Annotated in this window: 6 protein-coding genes and 1 pseudogene; 4 read left to right on the top strand and 3 right to left on the bottom strand. The window is 38.3% G+C overall.

Translation table 11 applies throughout. From position 1 onward, the window contains the following. A pseudogene (locus tag AC6F75_RS05050) lies at positions 1–356 on the top strand (SAM-dependent methyltransferase); the annotation flags it as partial. On the opposite strand, the gene AC6F75_RS05045 reads toward AC6F75_RS05050, so the two are convergent. Together AC6F75_RS05045 and mltG are read right to left on the bottom strand one after the other, a co-directional pair. Next, complete coding sequence (locus tag AC6F75_RS05045) at positions 357–1,007, bottom strand: peptidoglycan-binding protein LysM (RefSeq protein WP_500713855.1); 651 nt, start codon at positions 1,005–1,007, stop codon at positions 357–359. A gap of 253 nt (positions 1,008–1,260) precedes the next feature. Beyond that, entirely contained in the window at positions 1,261–2,304 is a 1,044-nt protein-coding gene (gene mltG / locus AC6F75_RS05040) for an endolytic transglycosylase MltG (RefSeq protein ID WP_500713857.1), read from the bottom strand. 134 nt (positions 2,305–2,438) lie between these two features. Between mltG and AC6F75_RS05035 the strand changes: the two genes are divergently transcribed. After that, the gene (locus AC6F75_RS05035) at positions 2,439–3,863 is read left to right on the top strand and encodes an L-serine ammonia-lyase (protein ID WP_500713854.1); all 1,425 of its coding nucleotides are present in this window, start codon (positions 2,439–2,441) and stop codon (positions 3,861–3,863) included. On the opposite strand, the gene AC6F75_RS05030 is transcribed toward AC6F75_RS05035, so the two are convergent. After that, the gene (locus tag AC6F75_RS05030; protein WP_500713853.1) at positions 3,860–4,327 is read right to left on the bottom strand and encodes a nuclear transport factor 2 family protein; all 468 of its coding nucleotides are present in this window, start codon (positions 4,325–4,327) and stop codon (positions 3,860–3,862) included. The genes AC6F75_RS05035 and AC6F75_RS05030 overlap by 4 nt on opposite strands. A gap of 60 nt (positions 4,328–4,387) precedes the next feature. On the opposite strand from AC6F75_RS05030, the gene panB reads away from it, so the two are divergent. Together panB and AC6F75_RS05020 are read left to right on the top strand one after the other, a co-directional pair. Beyond that, the gene (gene panB, locus AC6F75_RS05025) at positions 4,388–5,206 is read left to right on the top strand and encodes a 3-methyl-2-oxobutanoate hydroxymethyltransferase (protein ID WP_500713852.1); all 819 of its coding nucleotides are present in this window, start codon (positions 4,388–4,390) and stop codon (positions 5,204–5,206) included. A 10-nt stretch (positions 5,207–5,216) separates the two neighbouring features. Next, positions 5,217–5,484 (top strand): hypothetical protein (locus AC6F75_RS05020; RefSeq protein WP_500713851.1); only part of this gene is annotated, 268 nt, incomplete at its 3' end.

Here is a 5,484-nt window from a genome sequence, read left to right as displayed (position 1 = left end):
TTGGGCCTTCTTCAATCTTACTTGCTCTTATGGCAAGTGGATTTAACGGTCAGCAATTCGCTTTTAACGGATATTTACCCATCGATAAAGACAAACGCAAAAAAGAAATAAAACGACTGGAAAAACTATCGGCTGATTTTAACCAAACACAATTATTTATTGAAACCCCTTACCGGAATGATAGTATGCTAAATGATTTGGTAAGCAACCTATCTTCAAATACAAAAATTTGTGTAGCCTGTGACCTTACTTTAGCTACAGAAATGATTATAACCAAAACAGTAGAAGAATGGAAAAAAACAAAGGTTGACCTCCATAAAAGACCAACCTTGTTTTTATTCTATAAAGAAGTATAACTATCCTTTGTAAACTACTTTTGCATTCCTGTTTGGCAGGATAAACGAGGTATCATATCCTGAAAATCTTCTCAAATAATGTCTAACTGAAGTACCAAAAGCGTCTTCAAAAACATCTTCTCCTCCACTTCTTAAAAACTTTTTGACATTACCCGGTCCAGCCAAATGTGCCGCTGCAAGTATTCCTGATTCAGTAATATATACTCCATTGACATATTTTCCGGAAAACCTTTCAATGTCCCTTCTCAATACCCATTTGTTTCTGGATGCATAGGCTTTAAAGGCTGATTCCTGAAGAATAGGGTCATTTAAAAACCGATCAGTATCCCTTATACCTATCAATTGTAGCGTTGAACGTCCAAACTGGTACTTGCCCATATAACCAAAATCATTGACGACAAAATAGTCACCCCGTGATTCCCTAAAAGCAAGAGCTTCGCGAAAACCAACAAAAGTTTTCCCCAAATATGGATATATGATGTAGTCCTCATCATCAATCTCAAAAGTCAATTCAAACGGAACATCATAATATAACTCCAGTCCCATAGTGGAATAATGTGATAAATCAACAGTACTCCTGGACAAAAATCCCCAACTGATCATTAAAGCAGCCAAAGGAAGTATGAATAATAAGTGTTGTAATTTTTTCATTTTCTATTCATTTTTGAAGTATTTTTCCTACTTCTAAAAATCAGGGACAAATATAGACAATAATATAACACGATGATTGTCAGATTCTTAACTAAACGTTAAAGTGTGCGTTTTGTCAGATAAAAAGTGTTAAAATCACAAAAATATTAAGAGTTTATGAAAATTTTAACTGTAGGAAAATTCCTTATTTTTGAATAAACTCTTGATTAAAGTTAAAAAATGTGATAATAAAAACACAAATTTTATAATTTATTTAGCGATTTATCCCGGTTTGATTGATCCAGTTGATGTATTGTTGTCGGTTCCGGTTATGCTGAGCCAGCGTTTTGGCAAATAAGTGGTATCCGGGCTTTGAAACATCGGCCACAAAATAAAAATAGTCATGTTTTTCCGGTTTAAGCACGGCATCTATTGAAGAAATATCAGGCATAGCTATGAGACCCGGGGGTATTCCTGGATATTTATAGGTATTGTAAGGTGAGTCAACTTCCAAATCTTTAAATAAAACCCTTTTAATTACTGTGTCAAAATCACCCGTTTCTTTTTTAATGGCAAAAATCACTGTGGGGTCAGCTTGAAGCAACATACCTGCCCTCAACCTATTTAAATAGACACCTGCTACTCTGGGGCGTTCATCCACCCTGGCAGTTTCTTTCTGTACTATAGCAGCCAGACTCATCACTTGAAGAGGAGTTAAATTTAAATTTTCCGCTTTTGCAAGTCTGTTTTCATTCCAGAAATTGTTGTACTCAGTCAGCATTCTGTTTCTAAATGTTTCTGCGGAAGAATTCCAGTAAAACTCATAAGTGTTTGGAATATACATCGCCAATGCAGTTTCAGGATTAAAGCTATTTGCTGAAAGGTAATCTTCGTCTTTCATAGTCTTTAAAAGCGAAATACTATCTGCCTCAATCTGTTCAGAAATTCTTCCTGCAAGTCGCTCCAATGTTTCCTGATTGTTAAAAGAAATTTTTATTGGAATATTTCTACTTCGCAAGCTGTTTACAATATCATTGTTGTTCATCCCCTTTTTGATCTGATATTTTCCGGGTTTTATATTTTGCACATAACCCTTCTTTTGAGCGACTTTGTCAAAGCTTTCAATATCCTTTAATAACGGCTGTAATTGATTACGTACTTCTGCATAAGACCTATCACTGCCCACAAAAATATAAGCAGTTTCATTTTCAAAACCGGTATTGGGCAAAAAAACGGTTTTGTAAACATAATAGGAGAAAATACCTGCAGCAACCACACCAGCTAAAACAATGATAAGTAGAATTCGCTTGATATACATCGAAATGGAGCTTGAATTTATTCCGCCAAAGGTAAGATAATTTGAAAAGAACTTCGTTCTGAAGCTTTTTAAAAAAATGGTAAAACTATTTTGAATGGGCATTTACTTACTATCTTTGAGTTTTTAGTTAAACTATGGAAAATATCAGCGTTTTTGATATGTTGAAAATTGGTGTGGGGCCATCGAGTTCACACACCTTGGGTCCCTGGCGTGCAGCACAACGGTGGATTGAAGAGCTCAAAGCGGAAAAACAATTTGACGATGTTCAGGAAGTTTTTGTGGATTTGTACGGCTCATTATCCCTTACGGGAAAAGGTCACGCTTCAGATCTCGCTACCATACTTGGTTTAAGCGGTTTTGACCCTGTAACCATACCCATTGAATCCATAGACGCCGAAATTGAATTGGTAAAAAAGAACTATCACCTGGTGTTGAATGGTGAAAATATTATCGATTTTGATATTGACAAACACGTGGTTTTTCATAAAACATTCCTCGATTTTCACCCCAACGGAATAACGTTCAGAGCGCATCTAAAAAACGGTAAAAAAATTTCTTCAACCTTTTATTCCATTGGAGGTGGATTTGTAGTCAAAGAAGAACGTAAAAATGCCAAGAAAAAGCTGGAAGCTTTTAAACGTTTCCCACATCCCATCCAAAAAGGAACCGAACTGCTTGAGCACTGCAAGCGTGACAATAAAACCATTTCTGAAATTGTGATGGAGAATGAACTTTCACTGCGTTCAGAAAAAGAAATTGACGAAGGTTTGCGCGCCATCTGGAAAGTCATGTTGGAGTCCATGTACATCGGTTGCCACACTGAAGGTACCCTGCCCGGAGGTTTAAATGTGACCCGCCGCTCTTTTAATACACACAAAACTCTGATTGGTGAATCAAAATATTCCAATCCGGAAGAATGGATTGAAGCCATCCGCAATACTGAAGTCAAATTCAGACAAATCCTGAAATGGGTAAGCTGTTTTGCCCTGGCAGTAAACGAAGTTAATGCTTCATTAGGACGTGTGGTAACTGCACCAACAAACGGCAGTGCCGGGGTAATCCCGGCTGTGATTATGTATTATATGGTAATTGAAAACCACGACGCTGACTTTGACGATATCAGACAATTTCTTCTCGTAGCCGGTGAAATCGGTAGTTTATTTAAAAAAGGAGCAACCATCTCAGCAGCAATGGGCGGCTGTCAGGCAGAAATCGGGGTTTCATCTTCCATGGCAGCAGGTGCTTTAACCGAGTTGATGGGCGGTACGCCCGAACAAGTACTTATGGCCAGCGAAATAGCTATGGAACACCATTTGGGCCTTACCTGCGACCCCATTGCCGGACTGGTGCAAATACCCTGTATTGAGCGCAACGCCATGGGAGCTATTAAAGCCATCAATGCCTGCGAAATGGCCCTTGACGGCGATGCTTCCAAAGCCAAAGTACCTCTGGACAAAGTCATCGAAACCATGTGGGAAACCGCTCAGGATATGAGCTCCAAATACAAAGAAACCAGTGAAGGCGGACTTGCTGTGCGAGTAAACCTTAGTGATTGTTAATCTAGACACCCCTCCCGCTTTCTGGTGTCAAGAATACTGAGAATTTTCCAGCCTTCTTCTGTTTTTACCAATTGGAAACTGTTAGTGCCACAAAGGCTTAGTTTGTCGTTGATGAAAAAACTGTATGGTGTCCAGGCAGTTCCCAGTAGCCCGTCGCCTTGAATTTTATAGTCGTGAATGATTTCTTTAAGAGAAATTTCTTTTGGAGTTGAAACAATGGATTTTAAAAACTTTGGAATGGATTCTTCAGTAATTTCAACAAGATTATTCTCATTATCGAAACCAATTGTTTGCAATTTAGCATTTTCAAACAACATCAACTTCATCATAAGGTTGTCCTGTTTATGAAAACCATTAAAAAAAGTTTTGATGGTTTGTTCTATTTCTGAATGATCAGTAGTTGTTTGTGTATTCCCTATAAAAGAAATAAAAATTAAGGCTACAAAAGCAATTCGTTTTATCATTGTGGTATTTTTGAAAGTGGTTGACTAATTTAGTACTTTTACCGAAATAAAACCTCCAGTATGTCTGTAGCAAAAAATGAATACAAGCGCATCACCACCAAGACCTTGGTAGATATGAAATCCAAAGGCGAAAAAATATCGATGCTCACCTCCTATGATTTTTCCATGGCAAAAATAGTGGACAGTGCCGGTATTGATGTGATTTTGGTAGGTGATTCGGCGTCAAATGTAATGGCAGGCCACGAAACCACGCTGCCCATCACCCTCGACCAGATGATTTATCACGCTGCTTCAGTGGTAAGAGCCATCAACCGAAGTCTAGTTGTAGTTGATCTGCCCTTTGGAAGCTACCAAAGTGACCCCAAAGAAGCTTTGCGTTCGTCCATCAGGATAATGAAAGAAAGTGGTGCTCACGCCGTAAAACTTGAAGGTGGAAAGGAAATCAAGGAATCCATCAAGCGCATCCTCAACGCCGGAATTCCCGTTATGGGACATTTGGGGTTGACACCACAATCCATTTATAAATTTGGAACCTATACCGTAAGGGCCAAAGAAGAAACCGAAGCCCAACAACTCAAAGAAGATGCTTTACTGCTTGAAAAGTTAGGTTGCTTTGCTATTGTACTCGAAAAAGTTCCCGCCAAACTCGCCGAAGAAGTCGCAAAAAGCATTTCCATTCCCGTGATTGGCATTGGTGCCGGTGGCGGAGTGGACGGCCAGGTGTTGGTCATTCACGATATGCTGGGAATGACCCACGAATTCAACCCCCGCTTCCTGAGACGCTACCTCGATTTATTTACCGAAATGACCAAAGCCTTTCAACAATACAGTACCGATGTAAAATCCGGTGATTTCCCGAATGAAGAGGAGCAGTATTAACAGAGCAGGTTTGAAGTACTTTTCATTTTATATAGGACTATTTCTTTTGCTTACTTCGTGTCAAAAAGGTGAGTCAAAAAAAAGTGTAGTTGATGTAGAGAAAATTTCTACTGAAATAATTTCAGATTCATTAGACTTAAATGATTTAGAAGAGATTACAATTCAAAGCTATGAATTACTTCCATATAAAGAAAACATAGTACTTTCAGAAAAAGTTTTTGATGTAAAAACAGATTTATCTCCAGAATCTTGTGAAACATTTATTGACGGATGTGACT

Source organism: Planktosalinus sp. (assembly GCF_059864935.1).
This window is presented reverse-complemented; position numbering and strand designations above follow the sequence as displayed.